The sequence below is a fragment of the Sinobacterium norvegicum genome (genome assembly GCF_923077115.1).
In the GTDB taxonomy this organism is placed as follows: Bacteria; Pseudomonadota; Gammaproteobacteria; order Pseudomonadales; family Sinobacteriaceae; genus Sinobacterium; species Sinobacterium norvegicum.
The window spans coordinates 1,680,084-1,699,594 of the sequence record NZ_CAKLPX010000001.1 but is presented as its reverse complement, the minus strand read 5'-3'; the positions used below and the strand labels follow the sequence as shown (position 1 = coordinate 1,699,594).

Annotated in this window: 19 protein-coding genes and 2 tRNA genes; 16 read left to right on the top strand and 5 right to left on the bottom strand. The window is 51.2% G+C overall.

Annotated features, from left to right (window positions below):
• Positions 1 to 209 precede the first annotated feature (209 nt).
• From L9P87_RS07605 to L9P87_RS07565, 9 genes are all read left to right on the top strand, one after another.
• Positions 210 to 1,922, top strand: a complete 1,713-nt coding sequence (locus L9P87_RS07605) for a tetratricopeptide repeat protein (RefSeq protein WP_237444074.1) — start codon at positions 210 to 212, stop codon at positions 1,920 to 1,922.
• Positions 1,923 to 1,931: 9 nt separating this feature from the next.
• Positions 1,932 to 2,558, top strand: a complete 627-nt coding sequence (gene lolB, locus L9P87_RS07600; protein WP_237444073.1) for a lipoprotein insertase outer membrane protein LolB — start codon at positions 1,932 to 1,934, stop codon at positions 2,556 to 2,558.
• A gap of 30 nt (positions 2,559 to 2,588) precedes the next feature.
• A complete protein-coding gene (ispE, locus tag L9P87_RS07595) occupies positions 2,589 to 3,467 on the top strand; it encodes a 4-(cytidine 5'-diphospho)-2-C-methyl-D-erythritol kinase (protein ID WP_237444072.1) in 879 nt (292 codons plus the stop codon).
• A 6-nt stretch (positions 3,468 to 3,473) separates the two neighbouring features.
• Positions 3,474 to 3,548: transfer RNA gene (locus L9P87_RS07590), tRNA-Gln, on the top strand.
• A 109-nt stretch (positions 3,549 to 3,657) separates the two neighbouring features.
• Complete coding sequence (locus L9P87_RS07585; protein ID WP_290368496.1) at positions 3,658 to 4,587, top strand: ribose-phosphate pyrophosphokinase; 930 nt, start codon at positions 3,658 to 3,660, stop codon at positions 4,585 to 4,587.
• 133 nt (positions 4,588 to 4,720) lie between these two features.
• The gene (locus L9P87_RS07580; protein ID WP_237444070.1) at positions 4,721 to 5,350 is read left to right on the top strand and encodes a 50S ribosomal protein L25/general stress protein Ctc; all 630 of its coding nucleotides are present in this window, start codon (positions 4,721 to 4,723) and stop codon (positions 5,348 to 5,350) included.
• Positions 5,351 to 5,453: 103 nt separating this feature from the next.
• Positions 5,454 to 6,038, top strand: coding sequence for an aminoacyl-tRNA hydrolase (gene pth, locus L9P87_RS07575; RefSeq protein ID WP_237444388.1), 585 nt, complete (start codon positions 5,454 to 5,456; stop codon positions 6,036 to 6,038).
• A gap of 70 nt (positions 6,039 to 6,108) precedes the next feature.
• Positions 6,109 to 7,203, top strand: a complete 1,095-nt coding sequence (ychF, locus tag L9P87_RS07570) for a redox-regulated ATPase YchF (protein WP_237444069.1) — start codon at positions 6,109 to 6,111, stop codon at positions 7,201 to 7,203.
• Between the two features lie 184 nt (positions 7,204 to 7,387).
• A tRNA-Met gene (locus L9P87_RS07565) sits at positions 7,388 to 7,464 on the top strand.
• Between the two features lie 100 nt (positions 7,465 to 7,564).
• Here the strand turns inward: L9P87_RS07565 and L9P87_RS07560 are convergent.
• Positions 7,565 to 8,230 (bottom strand): HvfX family Cu-binding RiPP maturation protein, encoded by a 666-nt coding sequence (locus tag L9P87_RS07560; RefSeq protein ID WP_237444068.1) that lies wholly within the window; start codon positions 8,228 to 8,230, stop codon positions 7,565 to 7,567.
• A gap of 280 nt (positions 8,231 to 8,510) precedes the next feature.
• Here L9P87_RS07560 and rhlB point away from each other — a divergent pair, with 280 nt between their 5' ends.
• The 4 genes from rhlB (at position 8,511) to L9P87_RS07540 (ending at position 13,412) form a co-directional block, all read left to right on the top strand.
• Positions 8,511 to 9,899, top strand: a complete 1,389-nt coding sequence (gene rhlB / locus L9P87_RS07555) for an ATP-dependent RNA helicase RhlB (protein ID WP_237444067.1) — start codon at positions 8,511 to 8,513, stop codon at positions 9,897 to 9,899.
• 77 nt (positions 9,900 to 9,976) lie between these two features.
• Complete coding sequence (locus L9P87_RS07550) at positions 9,977 to 10,717, top strand: phosphorylase family protein (RefSeq protein ID WP_237444066.1); 741 nt, start codon at positions 9,977 to 9,979, stop codon at positions 10,715 to 10,717.
• Between the two features lie 149 nt (positions 10,718 to 10,866).
• Entirely contained in the window at positions 10,867 to 12,570 is a 1,704-nt protein-coding gene (locus L9P87_RS07545; protein WP_237444065.1) for an ExeA family protein, read from the top strand.
• Positions 12,570 to 13,412 (top strand): general secretion pathway protein GspB, encoded by an 843-nt coding sequence (locus L9P87_RS07540; protein WP_237444064.1) that lies wholly within the window; start codon positions 12,570 to 12,572, stop codon positions 13,410 to 13,412. The genes L9P87_RS07545 and L9P87_RS07540 overlap by 1 nt, the downstream gene beginning before the upstream one ends.
• On the opposite strand, the gene L9P87_RS07535 is transcribed toward L9P87_RS07540, so the two are convergent.
• From L9P87_RS07535 to L9P87_RS07525, 3 genes are all read right to left on the bottom strand, one after another.
• The gene (locus tag L9P87_RS07535; protein WP_237444063.1) at positions 13,357 to 14,115 is read right to left on the bottom strand and encodes a tRNA1(Val) (adenine(37)-N6)-methyltransferase; all 759 of its coding nucleotides are present in this window, start codon (positions 14,113 to 14,115) and stop codon (positions 13,357 to 13,359) included. The two genes, L9P87_RS07540 and L9P87_RS07535, sit on opposite strands and share 56 nt — an antisense overlap.
• Positions 14,116 to 14,205: 90 nt before the next feature.
• Complete coding sequence (locus L9P87_RS07530; protein ID WP_237444062.1) at positions 14,206 to 14,484, bottom strand: acylphosphatase; 279 nt, start codon at positions 14,482 to 14,484, stop codon at positions 14,206 to 14,208.
• Between the two features lie 3 nt (positions 14,485 to 14,487).
• Positions 14,488 to 14,712, bottom strand: a complete 225-nt coding sequence (locus L9P87_RS07525; RefSeq protein WP_237444061.1) for a hypothetical protein — start codon at positions 14,710 to 14,712, stop codon at positions 14,488 to 14,490.
• Between the two features lie 245 nt (positions 14,713 to 14,957).
• Between L9P87_RS07525 and L9P87_RS07520 the strand changes: the two genes are divergently transcribed.
• From L9P87_RS07520 to L9P87_RS07510, 3 genes are read left to right on the top strand one after another with little or no spacing between them, the layout of a single operon-like run.
• Complete coding sequence (locus tag L9P87_RS07520; RefSeq protein ID WP_237444060.1) at positions 14,958 to 15,419, top strand: MaoC family dehydratase; 462 nt, start codon at positions 14,958 to 14,960, stop codon at positions 15,417 to 15,419.
• 19 nt (positions 15,420 to 15,438) lie between these two features.
• Positions 15,439 to 16,122, top strand: coding sequence for an NUDIX hydrolase (locus L9P87_RS07515; RefSeq protein ID WP_237444059.1), 684 nt, complete (start codon positions 15,439 to 15,441; stop codon positions 16,120 to 16,122).
• A 14-nt stretch (positions 16,123 to 16,136) separates the two neighbouring features.
• Complete coding sequence (locus L9P87_RS07510) at positions 16,137 to 17,000, top strand: HpcH/HpaI aldolase/citrate lyase family protein (RefSeq protein ID WP_237444058.1); 864 nt, start codon at positions 16,137 to 16,139, stop codon at positions 16,998 to 17,000.
• Between the two features lie 101 nt (positions 17,001 to 17,101).
• On the opposite strand, the gene L9P87_RS07505 is transcribed toward L9P87_RS07510, so the two are convergent.
• The gene (locus L9P87_RS07505) at positions 17,102 to 19,420 is read right to left on the bottom strand and encodes a TonB-dependent receptor (protein WP_237444057.1); all 2,319 of its coding nucleotides are present in this window, start codon (positions 19,418 to 19,420) and stop codon (positions 17,102 to 17,104) included.
• Between the last annotated feature and the right edge of the window lie 91 nt (positions 19,421 to 19,511).

Genomic DNA, 19,511 nt, shown 5'->3' with positions numbered 1-19,511 from the left:
GATTTCTCATCACTAGACGATGCAAAGCGGCTAATTCTATCAATAGACGGCGACAAATGGCAGTCGCCTACTGTAAACCGGTCATATTTATTTGAAAATCCGCGACCAGCATCGATGACGAATAAAAGCGGTGTGAATAGATAGGCTTGGCTCAGACTCTATGTCATTATTATCGTCATGACTATTCTATTTTGTGACTCGAGTCTTGCATGACTATTTTGCTCCGCCGTTTGATCATCGCCGCTAGCATAGTAACCTTGGCTGCCTGTGGCTCTTTGCAGCCGACGGAAAAGGTGGCTGCTGTGCCGCCGCCGGCCAAGGTTGAAGCCCCGACCAAACCCTTTGAGGTGGATACCTTATACGCTTTGTTGGTAGCTGAGGTCGCGGGGGCTCGCCAGCGATACGATATAGCTTTGGGCAACTATTTACAGCAGGCGCATAAGACCCAGGACCCGCAAATTGCCGCTCGTACGGCAAGGTTGGCGCAGTACTTACAGGCCAATGAGGCGGCAATTGATGCGGCAACATTGTGGACGCAACTGGAGCCAGAAAGCTCAGAGGCACACTATATGTTGGCGATTAATCTCGGCCAGAGCGGTGCCGTCAACGAGGCCTTTGAACATATGCAACAGGTCGACCGCCTCGGTGGTGTGACCAATTTTACAGTGATTGCCGCACAGGGTTTAAAGTTACCGGCCTCTAAGCGAGAATATTTATTGTCGCAGTTTGATACCGCGCTGCAAAAGCGTGCCCGCGACGAGCAGCTATTAATGGGTAAGGCGATTTTGCAGCAGCAAACCGACCCAGAGGCGGCACTGGTAACAGTGGAAAAAGTGCTTGACCAGAGCCCTGATAATCTACGGGCACTGAGCATCCAGACCACCGTATTGCAGCAATTGGGGCGGGGCGATGAAGCTTTTGCAATTTTGCATAAGGCGCTGGAAGAGAACCCACACAACCAACGGCTGCGATTGCAATATGCTCGTCAGTTGACCGCGGTCGATCTTGTCGCTGCCCAGCAACAATTTGAGATTCTGTCGCAGCAGGCACCGAATGACAGCGACATATTGTACTCGCTGGCGTTGATTGACTTCGAACTGAAACAATATGACAGTTCTCGCAATCACTTCTTAAGGCTGAGAGACCTCGGACCTCGCAGTAATGATGCCAACTTTTATCTCGGCGCTATCGCGGAGCAGGTCGGCGACCCGGCCTCGGCCATCGATTATTATCAGCTGGTTACCCCCAGTCAAAATTACCTGCCCTCGATTCAAGCGTTGGCGCGCTTGTGGTACGGCGCGGATATGGCGCCTACCTTTGACGACTATATCGAGCAACAGCGCCAGCTTGAGCCTGAGCAGTCGGTGCCACTGTATTTGTTACAAACTGATATTCTGCAGCGACAGCAGCTTTACGATCACGCGGTGGGCTTACTGGATCAAGGCCTAAAGCGTCACCCTGGGGACAGCAATCTGCTGTACTCGCGCTCATTAATTAATGAGAAGCGCGGCAAACTGAGCGAGATGGAGGCAGACCTACGTAAGATCTTGGCCGATGACCCGAACAATCCCGCGGCGCTCAACGCCCTCGGTTATGTGTTGAGCAATTATACCAACCGTCTGCAGGAAGCCTATGAGTTGATTGCCAAGGCCTTGCAAATCCAGCCCAATGATCCGGCGACGCTGGATAGTATGGGTTGGGTGCTTTTTAAGCAGGGTAAGTATGAGCAGTCGTTGAGCTATTTGAACAGGGCCTATGACGGCTATCCGGATGCTGAGGTTGCCGCGCATTTAGGCGAGGTGCTGTGGCAGTTAGAGCGCAGAGAGGAGGCGATGAAGGTGTGGCAGCAGGCGCTGCAGAAACAGCCTGATGACGTTACCTTGAATGAGACGCTGCAGCGGCTAGCGCCCGAACTATTGTAAGGTCTGACGATGAAAAATCTGAGTCGTGGCGGCAGAATTGTCGGGTTACTAGCGCTTGTATTGTTGTTTTCTGGCTGTAGTAGTTGGCAGCAGGATGTCTTTGATAGTGGCTTTGAGCAGCCTCGTGAGCCCTTGGCGCAGTGGCGTGTTCAGGGTCGTGTTGGTATCCGAGCAGAGGGGCAGGCCGAAAGCGCCAACATTTTTTGGCGTCTACAGGGTGATGACTACAACTTACGACTCAGCGGTCCCTTTGGCGCTGGCACTGTTATTATTGAGGGCGATGCCGAGCACGTCGTCTTAAAGCAGCGCAATCAGCCGGATGTTTCAGCCGTCGATGCCGAGGCATTGCTGCTGCGTCACACCGGTTGGCAATTGCCGGTCAGCTCGATGGTTTACTGGCTGCAAGGCTTGGCCAGCCCTGAGCTACCGGTTGATGACAGTCGCCGTCTGGTGGTGGAAGCCGACACTGAGAATACGGTGATGCAAGACCTGCCGCTGGCGATGCTGCAGCAGGGTGATTGGCATATCGAGTTTCAGCGATACAGTCGTATAGAGAGCACGGTGTTGCCGAGTAAGGTTGTGATCACTCACCCGTCACTGCGTATCACTCTGATTGTCAGTCAGTGGCAGTTGTAACTTCGTGTTTAGACAAGTAATGAGTATTCGATGAAACGTTCTACCGCGGCCTGTAAGGCGATCAGTTTGCCTGCCCCAGCCAAGATTAACTTAATGCTGCACATTACCGGGCAGCGCCCCGATGGTTACCATGAGTTGCAAACCGTTTTTCAATTCCTCGACTATAGCGACCAGCTACACTTTCGCTTAAATCACCATCAGCAAATTAACTTGCTGACCCCTTTTGAGGGCTTGCCAGCGGAGCAGAATCTCATCGTGCGAGCGGCGAAACTGTTGCAGCAACATACCGGCACGACGCTGGGCACCGATATTGAAATCGATAAGATTCTGCCTGCCGGTGGCGGCCTAGGTGGCGGCAGCTCCAACGCGGCGACTACATTAGTGGCGCTGAATCAGCTGTGGCAGACAAATTTAACCCAGCATCAACTGGCCGAATTAGGGTTGGCGCTGGGGGCTGATGTGCCGGTGTTTATCCATGGTTTTGCAGCCTGGGCCGAGGGTGTTGGTGAGGCGCTGCAACCAATCGTCCCGACGCAGGATTGGCTGTTGGTTATCTGCCCGAATGTTCATGTCAGCACCGGTGAAATTTTTTGTCATAAAAAATTGACACGCAGCAGCAAACCCATTAAATTTGCCACCGCATTAGTGGGAGATATGCGCAATGACTGTCAGTCACTTGTTAGCGAACTCTACCCGGAGGTAAAAAAAGCGCTCGATTGGGCGTCTGCTTTTGCCCCGACACTGATGACGGGTACTGGAGCTTGTATTTTTAGCCATTTCGACCAACAATCGAAAGCAGAGGATATACTGGCCCGTGTTCCCGGTGATTGGCAGGCATTTGTCGCTCGAGGTGTTAATACCTCGCCTCTATTTATAGAGTTAGATAAAATAGCCAGTGTGAATCACTAAAATTGTAGGGGTATCGCCAAGCGGTAAGGCACCAGGTTTTGATCCTGGCATGCGTTGGTTCGAATCCAGCTACCCCTGCCATCCTTCTCTGCTTTCTTGAAAATAGGTATACACTATTAATAGCAAGCGTAGGCATCAGCCAGATCTTCCCACAGAACAGTCAGCCAAGGGTTTTCCCGTGTCCAAGTTAATGGTATTTACAGGGAACGCCAACCCTGATCTCGCAAATAAAGTTGTCGATAAGCTCAATATCCCAATGGGTGATGTGTCAGTCGGTAAATTCTCCGATGGTGAAATCAGCGTTGAGCTCAATGAAAATGTACGTGGTAAAGACGTCTTCATTATCCAGTCAACCTGTCAGCCAACCAATGACAACTTGATGGAGCTGATTTTCATGGTCGATGGTCTGCGTCGCGCATCGGCCGCTCGTATTACCGCCGTTGTTCCCTATTTTGGTTATGCTCGTCAGGATCGTCGTGTACGTTCTGCCCGAGTGCCGATCAGTGCCAAAGCTGTCGCTGAGATGATGGAAAAAGCCGGTGTTGACCGCGTTTTGACCGTCGATCTTCACGCCGAGCAAATCCAGGGCTTCTTCGATGTCCCTGTTGATAACGTTTACGGTTCGCCAGTATTACTTGATGATATTGAGCGTCAAAAGTATGAAAACCTTGTCGTTGTTTCTCCAGACATCGGTGGTGTTGTTCGTGCCCGTGCCGTGGCCAAGAGCCTCGGTGTCGATCTTGCCATTATTGATAAGCGTCGCCCCGAGGCCAATGTTGCCCAGGTGATGAATATTATTGGTGAGGTTGATGGTCGTACCTGCCTACTTGTCGACGATATGGTCGATACCGCTGGTACACTGTGCAAGGCTGCTGAGGCGCTGAAAGAAAAAGGTGCCACCCATGTTGTCGCTTACTGTACTCACCCGGTACTGTCAGGCAATGCGATGAGCAACATAAATGGTTCGCAGCTGGACGAATTAGTGGTCACCGACACAATTCCTCTTTCACAAGAGGCACAAGAGTGTGGTAAGATCCGCCAGCTCACTATGGCCAACCTGCTTGCAGAAGCTGTTCGCCGAGTGTGTAATGAGGAATCTATCAGCGCGATGTTTAGGTAAGTATCTATTCCTAAAGGAATAAATCGTATCTTCTCGTGCCGTAGCCTCACACCAAACACAAAAATAAAGCCCAGCCGGTCGAAGGCTGGGTTTTGTTTTTTTATATCACTCCCAAAATATTGGAGTTTAGACAATGTCTACTTTTAAAATTGAAGCTGAAATTCGCGAAGAGTCAGGGAAAGGTTCGAGCCGCCGCCTGCGTCGCCTGGCTGGTCTTATCCCTGCTGTTGTTTACGGTGCTGATAAAGATGCGCAATCTTTGACGCTTATCCACAAAGATTTCTACAAGATGATCCAGGACGAGACTTTCTTCGCCTCTGTATTGACTCTTAGCGTTGCTGGCAAAGAAGAGAAAGTTGTTCTTAAAGATCTTCAGCGTCACCCTGCAAAAGACATCGTGATGCACGCTGACTTCCTGCGCGTCGATCCAAACGCCGAAATCAGTGTTCGCGTACCGCTACACTTCATCAACGAAGAAGCTGCCGAAGGCGTTAAAGTGCAGGGTGGTCGTATTACTCACACCGCTACTGTTGTTGAAGTTACCTGTCTACCAGCCAAACTTCCTGAGTTTGTTGAAGTTGATATGTCTGCCATCCAAGCTGGTGAAACTTATCACCTGTCTAACATCACCTTCCCAGAAGGCGTTGTTAGCACTGAGCTTCAGTTGGGTGCCGATCACGATTCAGGCGTTGCGACTTGTATCGCCTCAAAAGGTAAGGACGAGGAAGACGAAGCAGCACCAGCCGCTCCAGCCGCAGAATAAAGACCCACGGTCTTTGATTTTGTCGTACACAAAAGCCAGCTTATAGCTGGCTTTTGTTTAACTGCGTTTTTTGACTGCCTATTTGCAACTTTGTTGAGGATGAATTTTGACTATCAAGCTGATTGTTGGCCTCGGTAACCCTGGTGCAGATTACGAGGCAACTCGCCATAACGCAGGTGCTATGTGGGTGGAAGAGATTGCCCGAAAATATAATGTAACACTCAGCCTCGATGCCAAGTTTTTTGGTTTGGTTGGCCGAGCAACGATTGATGGTCGCGATGTGCGCCTGTTAATCCCGACAACGTTTATGAATTTAAGCGGTAAGGCGGTGGCTGCGGTGGCCAATTTTTACAAGATCGCCGTCGATGAGATTTTAATTGCCCATGACGAGCTAGATATTCCCCCCGGTACCGCGCGGTTAAAAACCGGTGGTGGCCACGGTGGCCATAACGGTCTGCGCGATAGTATCAGCGCCCTGGCCAACGACAAGGGCTTTCATCGCCTTCGCCTCGGTATTGGTCACCCAGGCAATGCCAAGTTAGTCAGTAACTACGTGCTAAAAAAACCCAGCCAGACAGAGCGAGAGCAGCTAGAGGCGATTATTGATGCGTCGCTGGCAGTGCTGCCAGAGATTGTTGTCGAAGATTGGGCGCCGGCAATGAACAAGTTACACAGTTTTAAAGCATAGCGGTTTGCATCGGCAGCTGCGGTTGCCAATTAACGAATAGTGCCTGCGGGCAAACAATGAGAGCAGTATTATGGCTATTAATTGCGGCATAGTTGGTCTACCCAACGTCGGTAAATCTACCCTGTTTAACGCCTTGACCAAGAATGGTATCGCGGCGGAAAACTTCCCGTTTTGTACCATTGAACCCAACGAGGGTACGGTGACCATCCCCGATCCTCGTCAGGACGCTATTGCCGCCATTGTTAACCCGCAGAAGTGTATTGCAGCAACCATGGAGTTTGTTGATATTGCCGGTCTGGTTGCCGGTGCCTCCAAGGGTGAGGGCTTGGGTAACAAGTTTTTGGCCAATATCCGTGAAACAGATGCTATAGCTCATGTTGTACGCTGTTTTGAAGACCCGAATGTGATTCATGTTGCCAATAAAATTGATCCTGCCGCCGACATCGACATCATCAATACCGAGTTGTGTATGGCCGATTTGGACAGCCTAGAAAAACAGGTGCTACGACTCAGACGCTCGGTTAAGGGTGGTGATAAGCTGGCCGTCAGCCAGATGGCGTTGATCGAAAAAATCATCCCACACCTTGAGCAGGCCAAGCCGATTCGCTCTCTGGCGATGACTGATGATGAGTTGGCCGTGCTGCCAGGTCTGCACATGTTGACCTGCAAGCCGACCATGTATATAGCCAACGTTGCCGAAGACGGTTTTGAAAATAACCCGCACCTCGATGTTGTTCGCGCTATTGCGGCGGCAGAAAACTCGGTGGTGGTCCCGGTGTGTAATGCGCTGGAGGCCGATATTGCCGAGTTGGATGACGAGGATGACATCGCCATGTTCCTCGAGGAAATGGGTATGGAAGAGCCGGGTCTGAACCGGGTGATTCGTGCCGGTTATGAGCTGCTGGGGCTGCAAACGTATTTTACTGCAGGCGTGAAAGAAGTGCGTGCTTGGACTGTGCCAGTGGGTGCTACAGCCCCTCAGGCGGCCGGCGTTATCCACACAGACTTCGAACGTGGCTTTATCCGAGCGGAAACCATGGCCTACGATGACTTTATCGCTTATAACGGCGAGAGCGGTTGTAAGGAGGCCGGTAAGCTGCGCGCTGAGGGTAAGGAGTATATTGTTAAGGACGGTGATTTATTGAACTTCCTGTTCAACGTTTAAGTGTCGATATAGCGGTTGTCAGTGGCCAATCATTTTTTGATGATTGAGCCGCTTTTGTGTAGACAATTAATTTGACAAAAAAGCGCAATAAAACTCACGGTCAGCGCTTGACTCTGTCTCGCTAATCGGTAAAATGCGCGACACATTAACAGTGCGGAGCATGATTCTGCAAAGACTGTTTAGTGGCAAGATAGCTCAGCTGGTTAGAGCACATCACTCATAATGATGGGGTCGGCGGTTCAAATCCGCCTCTTGCTACCATTAATTTTAAAGGCCTAGAAAGTTGACTTTCTAGGCCTTTTTTATTGCCTGCTATTTTGTGGACTGTCAGAGCCCACGCTTAATTTAACCGCTGCCTTGGCTAACTTTCGGGCTGTCGGAAACGTCTGGCCAGCCAGTAATCGATGCTGACATAGCGGCCACCGCCGAGCTGCATTAACGCCAGTAGCATTAATAGATAAGTGGTGGCGAATTCGATGCCGTTGTTGAGAATAACAATGCCACCCTTGCCGGTCAGCCAATCATAGTTACCGTGCTCTCGCAGCAGGTTCTTGGCTGCGCTGAGACGCTCGCCGACTTGCTCACTATTGGTCAGGCTCTCCGCAGCACCGGGAAAGCCGATAGGGGCGAGGATAGCAGCGGTGCTGGTTTCTGGGTTGCTGGGTGCAATGGCAAACCAGCCATTGGGCAGGTGCACACTAAAGATGGCGACTAACATCGTGACGATCAGCGGTATGCTGATCAGCCGTGTAGCGGCACCAACCAACAGTAGCAGGCCGCCGACCAATTCGGTAAAAGTGGCAAGTACGGCCATTAGCATCGGCGCCGGCAGACCCAAGCCCCAGTCGGGGTTGCCAAACCAGGCGGCGATGTCTTCGATGTTGTGCAGCTTATGCAGGCCGGCGGCAATAAATATAGGGGCGAGATAGAGTCGCAAGCCTAAGGCGGGCAGACCTCTGAGGGGAGAGAGTAGTGATGAGGCAAGGTCGCGCCACTGATTGTATAGCTTGGCAATGAGGCTGATCATAAGAGGCATCCGATGCTTTTTTTGTTGATAAGTATTATTTATGACCAAGATTAGCCATAAAAGTTGCAGTTTGTTGGTTAAATCCCTCGCTGATGGTGTTGCTTTAATCAATAGTGCTACCCTTTGATCGCGTCAGCGGCGAGAAAGTTAGGCGTTGAAAGTGTAATAGTGTTGAATTGTCTATAGAATAGGCGGAATTTTTAAATCATCACGGCCTAGTGTTGGCGACGATGAATCAACGATGGTGCTGGCTGTGTAGGCCTGCCCTAAGGAACACAGATTGATTAAACGATTTTTCAGCAAAAAGACACCGGCCGACAAGCCTGCAAAAAAAGCCCAGGCAAAGCCGCCACAGGGTGGCAGCAAGAAGGCCTCGGAGTCGAAGCGAACCAGCAGCGGTCAGAAACACAGCACCGGTGCCAGTAAGGCCAGTCAACACCGCAATCGCGCTGCTCACAATAAGAAACCGTGGGATATTAGTCAGTTTGTTGTCGCCGAGGAAGAGGGCAGAACACGTTTTCACGACTTGAATCTGCGTGTTGAGTTGATGCATGCCATCGCCGACCTTAAATACGAGTACTGTTCGCCGATTCAAGCACAGTCACTGCCCGATACGCTGCAGGGCTTCGATGTCATTGGCAAGGGGCAGACTGGTACCGGTAAAACGGCGGCTTTTCTGCTGACGATTATTAACGATATGTTGAATAATCCGTTGACCGACGAGCGTTACAGTGGCGAGCCTCGAGCCTTGATCATCGCCCCAACCCGTGAGCTGGTCGCGCAAATTGCCGATGACGCCGCTAAATTGATGAAGTATACCGATCTGAAGGTCATCTCAATGATTGGTGGGGTTGAATACGATAAGCAGCTCAAGAAAATAGAACGCAGTGCGGTGGATATTATTGTCGCGACCCCAGGGCGCTTACTCGACGCCAATAAGCGTGGTGATATTCACCTCGACATGGTCGAGGTGATGGTAATCGATGAGGCGGACAGAATGCTCGACATGGGTTTCATCCCCGATGTTAAACGCATTATCAGTCGTACTCCGCCAAAGAATAATCGTCAAACATTATTATTCAGCGCCACCTTTACCCCCGATGTGTTAAATCTGGCAAGTCAGTGGACCAACGATCCCACGGTGGTCGAAATCGAGCCAGACCATGTCGCCACCGATACAGTCGAGCAAAAAGTCTTCTTGGTGGAATCGCGTGAGAAACTGCCACTGCTGAAGAATATTCTGCGTCAGCCCGGTGTCGACAGTATTATTATCTTCGCTAACCGCCGTGACACCACCCGTTGGTTGGAAGAGCGTTTGAAAAAGTCCGGTTTTAATGTCGGCATGCTGTCTGGCGAGGTGCCACAGAACAAGCGTACCCGCACCCTGGAATTGTTTAAGAAGGGGGATATCAGCATTCTTGTTGCCACCGATGTTGCTGGCCGTGGTATCCACGTCGACGGTATCAGTCACGTGGTTAATTTCGATGTGCCGGAAGACCCGGAGGATTATGTCCACCGTATTGGGCGTACTGGGCGGGCAGGGAAAACTGGCGTCGCTTATACCTTTGCCGGTGAAACCGATGTCTTCCTGTTGCCAGACTTAGAGAAGCTGCTCGGCGAAAAACTGGTCTGCCAGCAGCCGCCTGATGAGTTGCTGCCGCGTCACTAATAACCGTTGTTGTACTTACAGCGTGAACAGAAACCGCCGTTAGAGGCGGTTTTTTTTAGCCAAATTTTGAGAACTCTATGATTAAAAAGCCAACAATCGCTCTGATATTCGCCATGTATGCTGAGGCGCAGCCGTTGATTGAGGCGCTGGCGGCGAGCCCCAAGGCTTTTGATACACCACTGCCGATGGCGTTGTTTACTGCCGATACTGCGGGTGCGGAGGTTCTTATCGCAGTCAATGGTACAGATCCGGTCTACGGCGTTGACCGGATTGCCACCGAGGCTGCAGCGGTGACAGCATTTGTCGTGTTACAGCAGTTCAAACCAGACTATCTGATCTCGGCTGGCAGTTGTGGCGCGGTTAATCCTGAGCTGCGGGTGGCCGATGTGTTATGGGTAGATAAGCCGGTATGTTTTCACGATCATCGTATACCGCTGGGCGATTTTGAGCCCTTCGGTGTCGGCCGTTACCCGGTCTATTTCGATGCAGATTTGGCGCAGACCCTGGCGCTGAACAGTGCCTGTTTAAGCAGCGGCAACTCGCTGGATGTCAGTGATGCTGATTTGCTGCAGCTGGAAAAAATTGGCAGTGATATCAAGGAAATGGAGGCGGCGGCAATTGCGAGGCTGTGTCAGGATTTTAATATACCGTTTCTTGCCATCAAGGCGGTCAGTAACCCGGTACGGCAAGATCATGACACAGGCGAGGTATTTGAGCGAAACCTGTCACTGGCTGTCACCGCGCTAACCGAGAAGCTGCAACAGTTGCTGCCGTTATTATCCGCTTGCTACGACAAAAATCATCCCCCAGCTCGTTAGCGCAACAGTGGTTTCGCATTTCTGCTCTGGCTTGGGCATAATGCCTACTCATCGTCATAATAAACTCGGTCCCCCGTTTTATGTATAGCCGCTATTTTGGTTTACAAGAGCCGCCTTTTTCAATCGCACCGAACCCGCGATATCTCTATATGAGTAAGCGTCACCGCGAGGCCTTGGCGCACCTTTTGTATGGTGTTAGCGGTGATGGCGGATTTGTCTTATTGACCGGAGAGGTCGGCACAGGAAAAACCACGATTAGTCGCAGTCTACTGCAGCAGTTACCGGAACAGACTGATGTCGCCTTTATTCTTAACCCCTATCAAAGCACTATCGAGTTATTGGCGACTATCTGTGATGAATTGGGTATCGCCTATATCAGCGATGAGCCGACCAGCAAAGAGTTGATTGAACTGCTGCATCACTACCTATTAAGCAATCATGCCCGTGGCCGCAATACGGTGCTGATGATTGATGAGGCCCAGTTGTTACCGTTTCAGACGCTGGAGCAAATTCGCCTTTTAACCAATTTAGAAACCAGCAGTAAAAAGCTGCTGCAGATTATTTTGATCGGTCAGCCGGAGCTTAAAACGGTATTGTCACGGCCTGAGTTGAGTCAATTGGCGCAACGTATTACCGCTCGATATCACATCGGAGTGATGACGCAGGCAGAGGTGAAGGCCTATATTGTTCATCGCTTACAGGTAGCCGGCAGTCAATCCGCTGGCAGTCTTTTTCCCGATCGTGTGGTGGCGGAAATCTACCGTTTGAGCAATGGTGTACCACGGGTAGTCAATGTTCTCTGCGACCGTGCGCTGTTGGGCACCTATAGCCAGCATCGATTGGTCGTCGATAAGCCGACGCTGAAATTGGCGGCAAAAGAGGTCTTGGGCGAGGAGTCGGTTGTCGCGAAGCAGCGGCAAAATAACCGCCGCATGATACCTCGCCGGTTGGCTGTGGCAGGCTTGATACTTGTAGTCTTACCGCTCGCCTGGTGGCTAAAACCGTTGCTGCTCCAGCGTCTGTTGGAGCGAGAGCCGTCGGTTGCGTCGCCAATGATCACAGTACCACCGATGCCGCAGGTTGAGGAAACCGTGCCCGAGGTGACGCCCCAGCTTCAGCTGCTGTCGGTAATACAGCAGCCAGCGACCGAATTGGCGGCGCAACAAGATCAGCCCGTCGATTTTTGGCGGGGTGATTTTGCCCGACAATTACAGCGTTTAGTCAATATCTCGGGTTTGGCTCAACTCAGCCATGGGACAGATTGTCAGGGTCTACCGGCAGACTTGGCCTGCCTGCCGTTATCGATGACCAGCTGGTCGTCGGTAAAGGAGCTGAACCGACCGTTATTATTGCGGCAGCAGTCAGTTATAGGCGACGACCGGAGGAAGCCGGTGGCCGATAGTAAGCTGGCGCTGTTGCTTGCCATAGATGGCAACCGTGCCACGCTAATGGTGGCGGGCCAGCCTGTTACGGTGAGTTTGCTCGAATTGGGTGAACAGTGGGGAGGAGAGGCTGTCGCTGTTTGGCGTAAACCGGCGGCCTTCGACGTCGCCGTAGGCTATGGCTCGCAGGGGGCAATGGTGGCATGGTTGGCAACAGCCTTTGCCTCGATCGACCAGCAAAGTATTCCCCTTGCCGACCAGCATTTTAACCGGGCTTTGGAGCAACGGGTAAAATTATTCCAGCGTTATAACCAGCTGCATGATGATGGTATGGTTGGGGTTAATACGTTACTGAAAATAAACCAGCAGCTCTATCGGCCGAGGTTGTTAAATCAGCAGCCGGCAGCGGATAATACTGTTGTCCCCTCCTCAGTATCAGTGCCTGTGTTGACGCAGCAGGGGCAGGGCTGATGTCTTATATTCTCGATGCATTAAATAAGTCTGAGGCACAAAGAAACGGTGTGGCTGAGATTTTGGTCGCAGAGTACAGCGAGCCCTTGCCAGTCACAAAACAGGTGCTCGGCGCTCGACCAGTCATATTCGCCGCCATTGTTGTGTTGTTATTGTTGATGCTGTTGGCGGTGCTTTTTTTACCACGTTCAGTGCCCTCTACGGGGGTTGTGGCGATGACAGCGGAAAATACGCATGCGTTGCCGCCGCCAGTCGAGGCTGCTGAACTTGTGGCAGTGGCGACTGAGCACAGGGACGTTATAGCTGGTGATATAGTGCGTCAGCCGGTCATTGTTGCCCCGTCGGGCGGTGATAAAATAGCGGATTCAGCGCCGCTTAATCCGCCTGTAAAAAATGATATTGATGACCTGTATCAGCAGCGAACCGAAGCGTTGAAAACTGATGATGGAATAAAAACGTCAGTTGTAGTCGCTGTGACGAGTGGCCGAATTGAAAAGAAAAACAAGGCGTTTAGTGATAAAGAGTTGCAGCAGATGATAGATCAGGCAAGCCCTGCCGTTGTTGTCGATATCGATGCTAGAAAAAATAAAAAACCGTTGCCGCCGCTGTTCAGTGAGTTAACTTGGGTGCAAAAAGAGCGTATCCCACCAGTAGAATATGGCGCCCATATTTATTCTTCTCGCTCTGCCAGTGGTTTTGTTATTTTGAATGGTAGCAAGCGTTTTGCGGGTGACAAGATTGGTGCCGGCCTCAGCGTCGAGGCCATTTTAGTCGATGCTGTGCAGCTTAATTTTCAGGGGTTAAGTTTTCGTCTTCCGGCGATGACGAGTTGGAATCCTTAAATCTCAGTAGATAATCTTTCAAATAACGGACGCCTTGCTCGCTATACTGCCGGTCTTCATCGTAGACAGTAATTGTCTGATGCTGCGGTGTCGCCGGTGTATGAGAGGATCTGCTAAACCACAATATTGATGTCTTGCTGTCGAGGCTGGGTTTAGCTTGAATATCAAAACGGCGGGTCAATTGTAGCTGCTTCGATTGGGCGATGGTATTTATGCGGTCGACGATGGGGCGGGGGATGAGCAGGCAAAAAATGCCATCCCGCTTGAGTAGCGAGGTGGCGACGGTAAACAGCGATTGGAAGTCGAGATAGTCAGTGTGACGGGCAGTTCTGCGTAGCGGGTCGCTCGATGCGGTGTGATTGTCGAAAAACGGTGGGTTACAGATAACCCTGTCGACTTGCTCTATTAGCGGCCGGGATAAAATGTCGGCGTGTAGGCAGTGCAAAATACTGTGCCAGCGACTGTTCGAGAGATTATCGGCACACTCTTTCGCGGTCTCTTGATCGATTTCCACTGCGGTGACTTTACTGGCCCCCTGCTGGGCTGCCATCAGCGACAAAATACCGGTGCCAGCGCCTATATCGATGACTGTTTCACCGCCAGTGATTGGCAGGCTGGCGCCAAAAATCATTGTGTCAGTGCAGACTTTCATGGCGCTGTGTTGTTGCACAACACTGAACTGTTGTAATTTAAAAGTGCTCATGATGGCCTAAGAATGAAGGAATGAATCGAAAAAACGGTGGGTTTCACCGGTTAAATTGTATCGGACAAGTACCGGCAAGGGCTATCGCGTTTAGAGAATTTTAAAGCCCTGCAGGGCTGTTGTTGGTTGCCGATAGATAGCGATATTATCGACGCGACTAGCCTGTGGCCCGGTAAACATTTGCTGCAGAAATTGAAACAGCGGATCGACGCCGCCGGTGAGCAAGACCTCAACCGAGCCATCGCTCAAATTCTTGGCATAGCCTTGAATATGGTACAGACTGGCCTCGTGCTCGACGAAGCGGCGGTACCAAACACCCTGAACCTTACCTGTGATGATGCCTTTGATCGTCACCAGTTGAGCTGTCATGGCTTAAGGTAGCGGAGTAGGGCTGGTATTACCGATCTGTTCGCCGGTAATAGGGCTGATGTTATGGTTGAGTTTTTCTAGCATGATTTCGTTTTTGTCAATTTCGGCGTTGAGTTCGAGAATCCTATGCATCGCACTGAGCGGCGTACGAATCAGTTCTGATCGTATTTCTTCCAGCCGCTTTTGCAGCGCTGTTCTGACTAGATGTGTTTCCCAGCCGTTATACAAAATGGCCTCCTTAACACGGTGTCGCTATTCAGACGGTGTGTCAGCGGTTGTGCTCTGAGGATTGCTCAGTAAGTTTGGTCGTCTATTGGGTGACAAGCAAGCCGATGTGGCCAATATAGTTGCGGTATTTCACCAAGACTTAACCCAAGTGGGGTCACCGGTCAGGTGTGGGTGGTGCTAGAATTGGGTAATACTAAATCTAATCAACCGTTTAGTCGGTAAATCCCACTATTATGGAGTCTCTTATGACTACTGTCTTTAAAACCCCTCTCGATATGGAAGCAGCCGTTGGCCAACATTTAGGGTACAGCGATTGGCTGACTATTGATCAGCAACGGATTAATCTTTTTGCTGATGCCACCGGTGATCACCAGTGGATTCATGTCGATCCAGTGCGTGCCAAAGAGGGGCCTTTCGGCGGCTGTATTGCCCACGGTTATTTGACGCTGTCGTTGGTGAATCTATTTCTGCCACAGATCGTCGATGTTCAGGGCATTAAGATGGGCGTTAATTATGGTTGCGAAGGCATTCGTTTTCCCGCCGTCGTACCGGTTGGCAGCCGTGTCCGTGGCAGCGGTGAATTGATTCAGGTTGAGAGTGTTAAAGGTGGTATTCAATCGACGGTTCGCGTCACCGTCGAAATCGAGGGCTCTGATCGCCCTGGTTGTGTCATCAATACCATCAGCCGTTATTACCCAGAAGATTAATTCACTGTTAAGGGGGTCTATGATGTCCGAGTTGATTCCCGCGGCGACGGTGATTGTTCAGCGTCAATCCAAGCGGGGTGTTGAGGCGTTGCTGCTCAACCGAAATAAGACGTTAAGCTTTGCCCCCGGCCTGTGGGTGTTCCCTGGCGGCAGGGTAGATCCAGAAGAGCTGGCTCTGAAGGCGACTGAACAAGAGCAGGCCAGGGTGGCTGCTATCCGTGAGTGCGAGGAGGAGGCAGGCATTCGTCTCGCGGCGGATCAATTGACCCCTTTTGCGCACTGGACGGCCCCTGAGGGCACCGCTAAGCGGTTTTCAACTTGGTTTTTTATCGCCACTATTGAGGATGATATCGAGGTTGTTATTGATGATGGCGAGATTGTTAGCTATCAGTGGCTGCCGCTGCAGCAGGCCTTGAACGAGCATCATGAGGGTGCTCTGGCAATGCTGCCGCCAACCTATATTTGTCTGAGTCAGATGTCACGCCTGCGGCAGTGTCAGCAGATAACAGCGTTTGCCGAGCGCAGAGGGATGGTCTTTTATCAGCCACAGTTGGTTGTGGAGGGTGACAAGCTTTGCTTTCTCTATGAGGAGGATAACTGTTATAACAGTGGTGAGCTGGTAAAGACCGGCAGACAGCACCGTTGTTGGATGGTCGATAGCATCTGCGACTATATCGATGACGCGACGATAACAGCTATTTAAACAGAGAGTGAATCATGGAAATTCGTCCAAGACGTTCGGTACTTTATATGCCGGGATCAAATTCACGGGCGCTTGAAAAAGCTAAAACCCTAGCGGCAGATTGTGTCGTTTTCGATTTGGAAGATGCCTGCGCGCCAGACGTTAAAGCAACGGCAAGAAACAGCGTTATTGAAGCAGTTAATCAAGGCGGCTATGGTCACCGAGAGGTGGTGGTCAGGGTCAATACTATTGGTTCGCCTTGGTTTAATGAGGATATCGAAGCCGTGGCCCAGTCTCAGGCCGATGCCATTTGCCTGCCCAAGATAGAGAGTGCCGCACAAATTATCACAGTTGTTGAACTGTTAGATCGTTATCATGCGGCTGCGTCTATGACCGTGTGGGCAATGATAGAGACACCGTTGGGTGTCGACAAAGCTAACGAAATTGCTAAGGCGTCGACTCGCTTGAGTGTGCTGATGCTGGGCACCTCCGACCTGGCAAAAGAGCTACGGGTGCGCCATACCCCCTGTCGCAGTGGTTTTCTTTACAGTCTCAATCGCTGTGTGATTGCAGCACGACTAGCCGCCATTGATGTGATCGATGGCGTCTGCTTGGATTTGGCTGATGACCAGGGCTTTGCCACGGTTTGTGAGCAGGGCAGAGACTTGGGCTTCGATGGCAAAAGCCTGATCCACCCGAAACAGATTGCCGCGGCGAATGTCAGTTTTGGCTTTAATGATGACGACGTTGCCCACGCCGAGAAAGTATTGGCCGCATGGCAGCAAGCTGAGGCAGAATCCAAGGCCGTTGCCGTGGTTGACGGCAAGCTGATTGAAATATTGCATGTTGAAGAGGCTAGGCGGCTGCTGGCCATGGCGGCGCTAATCGTCACAGAGTAGCCACACCGGCAAGAAAAAAGCCGATAACGCAGGCGTTATCGGCTTTTTTTGTGTCGGACGATATCCGGCAGGCGCTGTCCTACCGGCATCGTACTATGTACTTAGTACTTGTAGATAACCTCAGCGCCATAGTAGGCGGGTTTGTCGAGGTTAACAGTGTCGCTGGGGAAATAGCTAATAAATTGGCTATAGCCGGTGACATATTCATTGCCGAAGATATTCTCGCCCCACAGGGCCACCTCGAAGGCTTCCTCCGGAGAGATCCAGGCGACACGGGCATTGGTAAAGTTACGGTCATCATCGAGGGTGTCGTAGTAGACGCCCTGCAGCTCTGCGGATGAGGCTGAGTTGCTCTTAGCCGCGCTTTCATAGGCGTGATCTAAGTGCAGTGCGATACGGCCTGCATCGCCGAGCATAATGTCGTAGTCGACGGCGATATTGGCCTGATGTTTGGGGCCATCGAGGTATTCGCCGTCCATGTCGTCGCCGGTTGTTGGGTTCTCGCGGTCGGTCCACACCGAGTGAATATAGCTGTGTACCAGGCTGAAACGCAGCTCTGGTGTTGCCGCCCAAACCAGCTCGGTGTCGATACCCGTGCCCTCAGCATCGCCGGTGTCGGTCGAGTAATAAGCTGTGCCCTCGCTGGGGTTGATCAGTGTCGTGTCCTGCTTGTCTTTATAGAGGTAGTGGAAGAGCGAGGTGTTATAACGCAGGCTGTTATCGAACCACTGTGACTTCAAACCGAGCTCGAAGCTGTCGACAAACTCGGGGTCGTAGGCTGAGCCCATCTGCAGCGAGTTAAAGCCACCGGCCTTGTAACCCTGGGTGGCAGAGGCGAAAATAATGGCGCTGTCGAGCAGTTGGTAGTTCAGTACCAGTCGAGGGCTGATATTGCTCCAGCTGTCGTCGTCCTCATAGGTGCCATTCTTGTAGCCGGCGAGGACGGCCTCACCTTCCTGATAGGCGATATCGAAGAGGCAGGCTGCATCGGAAAAATAGTCATCCATCACATTGTTACACTGGTTCTGCCAGCTGAATTCTTTCTTATCCCAAGTGCCTCGGACACCGCCGGTAACCGAGAACTTCTCGGTGGCCTGCCAGGTGACATCACCGTAGATGGCGGCGCTTTCGGATTTCACCTTGTTGTGAATATTCTCTGTCCAGTAAACGCCGGTCGGAACTGTGCCAGCAAGATCGATGTTTCCGAGCTGGTTGATCAGAATGTTGGTGGTGTCGGTAAAGGTATTAACAAAGCTGTCCTGATCGCCATCTTCTTTATAGTAGCTGGTGCCAACAGTCCAGATCACATCGTCGAACTGGCCGTTAAAGCTGAGCTCGGTGTAAAACTGTGAGTTGTCTTCGACGTTCTCGGTATCGACATAGCTGGTGATGTTGCCGGCGCCGTCATAGTCACCCTTGTTCTGTGATTCAAATTCACGGTAAGAGGCGATATAACGCAGGGTGGCGAAATCTAAATCGTGGCTTAGCTGAAGGTTGTGGCCGGCAATATTACGCGACTCTCTGTTTTCAACCACGTCATGATCGACCGCCACATCCCAGGGGTTGTTGGCCTTGTTTTGGTCTATTTCGGTGTTACTGCCGAGCGTGCCGGGCTTGTTAATGGTGCCGCTGTATTTGTTGATATTAATCTTGGTGTTAGCGTCCTGATCAAGATCATTGTAATCATAGGTATAACGGATTTCTGTTTTCTCAGAGATATCCCAGGCGGCGCTGAAACGGAAGCTTTTGTCTTTCTGATTGCCCAGGTCGTCGCCATTGGCGTTGTCGATATAGCCGTCTTGCTTGTTGGCAAGGCCGTTGATACGAAAGGCGAGGCCGGTGTCGGCAACAGGGGCGTTAAGCATGAATTCGCCAAGCTGCTTGTTATAGTTGCCGCCTCGGAGGCGAACCATTGCTTCAAAGTCTTCAGTCGGACGCTTGGTAACAACTTGAATGGCGCCGGCGGCGCTGTTACGGCCAAATAGTGTACCCTGAGGGCCTTTGAGAATTTCGACGCGGTCGATATCGGTAAACTGCATCAGCGCAGAACCGGAACGGCCTGAATAAACGCCATCGATATAAATACCCACGGCGGGGTCGGTGCCAATACCAAAGGCACCGGTACCTATATTACGAATGACAAAGCTGGGTTGAGTGGCTTGGTCTGCGTTAACCGTCAGGCCCGGCGTGTATTGGTCGAGGTCTGAAAAGTCTTTAACCCCCGTTGTTTGTAAGAAATCAGAACTAAACGCCTGCATACTAATGGGTACGTCTTGGGAACTTTCAGCACGTTTCTGAGCGGTAACAAGTACCTCTTCTAACAGCATGGCAGAGTCGTTGGCTAATGCTGTGGTGGCTTGGGTACTGACGGCGACAGCAATGGCAAGCAAACTGGGTTTGAAAATTGGTTTTAACTGCATGAAAACATCCCCTATCTATCGCAGCGGTACAATCTCAGTGAGAACATTGATGCTGTTATAGAGCTGTTTGAATTTTATTATTTTTCTGATC

Excerpts from the sequence above, each read along its gene's own strand:
- L9P87_RS07605 (WP_237444074.1), top strand. The coding sequence starts at position 210 with ATGACTATTTTGCTCCGCCGTTTGATCATCGCCGCTAGCATAGTAACC.
- lolB (WP_237444073.1), top strand. The coding sequence starts at position 1,932 with ATGAAAAATCTGAGTCGTGGCGGCAGAATTGTCGGGTTACTAGCGCTT.
- ispE (WP_237444072.1), top strand. The coding sequence starts at position 2,589 with ATGAAACGTTCTACCGCGGCCTGTAAGGCGATCAGTTTGCCTGCCCCA.
- L9P87_RS07585 (WP_290368496.1), top strand. The coding sequence starts at position 3,658 with ATGGTATTTACAGGGAACGCCAACCCTGATCTCGCAAATAAAGTTGTC.
- L9P87_RS07580 (WP_237444070.1), top strand. The coding sequence starts at position 4,721 with ATGTCTACTTTTAAAATTGAAGCTGAAATTCGCGAAGAGTCAGGGAAA.
- ychF (WP_237444069.1), top strand. The coding sequence starts at position 6,109 with ATGGCTATTAATTGCGGCATAGTTGGTCTACCCAACGTCGGTAAATCT.
- L9P87_RS07560 (WP_237444068.1), bottom strand. The coding sequence starts at position 8,230 with ATGATCAGCCTCATTGCCAAGCTATACAATCAGTGGCGCGACCTTGCC.
- L9P87_RS07550 (WP_237444066.1), top strand. The coding sequence starts at position 9,977 with ATGATTAAAAAGCCAACAATCGCTCTGATATTCGCCATGTATGCTGAG.
- L9P87_RS07545 (WP_237444065.1), top strand. The coding sequence starts at position 10,867 with ATGAGTAAGCGTCACCGCGAGGCCTTGGCGCACCTTTTGTATGGTGTT.
- L9P87_RS07540 (WP_237444064.1), top strand. The coding sequence starts at position 12,570 with ATGTCTTATATTCTCGATGCATTAAATAAGTCTGAGGCACAAAGAAAC.
- L9P87_RS07535 (WP_237444063.1), bottom strand. The coding sequence starts at position 14,115 with ATGAGCACTTTTAAATTACAACAGTTCAGTGTTGTGCAACAACACAGC.
- L9P87_RS07530 (WP_237444062.1), bottom strand. The coding sequence starts at position 14,484 with ATGACAGCTCAACTGGTGACGATCAAAGGCATCATCACAGGTAAGGTT.
- L9P87_RS07520 (WP_237444060.1), top strand. The coding sequence starts at position 14,958 with ATGACTACTGTCTTTAAAACCCCTCTCGATATGGAAGCAGCCGTTGGC.
- L9P87_RS07515 (WP_237444059.1), top strand. The coding sequence starts at position 15,439 with ATGATGTCCGAGTTGATTCCCGCGGCGACGGTGATTGTTCAGCGTCAA.
- L9P87_RS07510 (WP_237444058.1), top strand. The coding sequence starts at position 16,137 with ATGGAAATTCGTCCAAGACGTTCGGTACTTTATATGCCGGGATCAAAT.
- L9P87_RS07505 (WP_237444057.1), bottom strand. The coding sequence starts at position 19,420 with ATGCAGTTAAAACCAATTTTCAAACCCAGTTTGCTTGCCATTGCTGTC.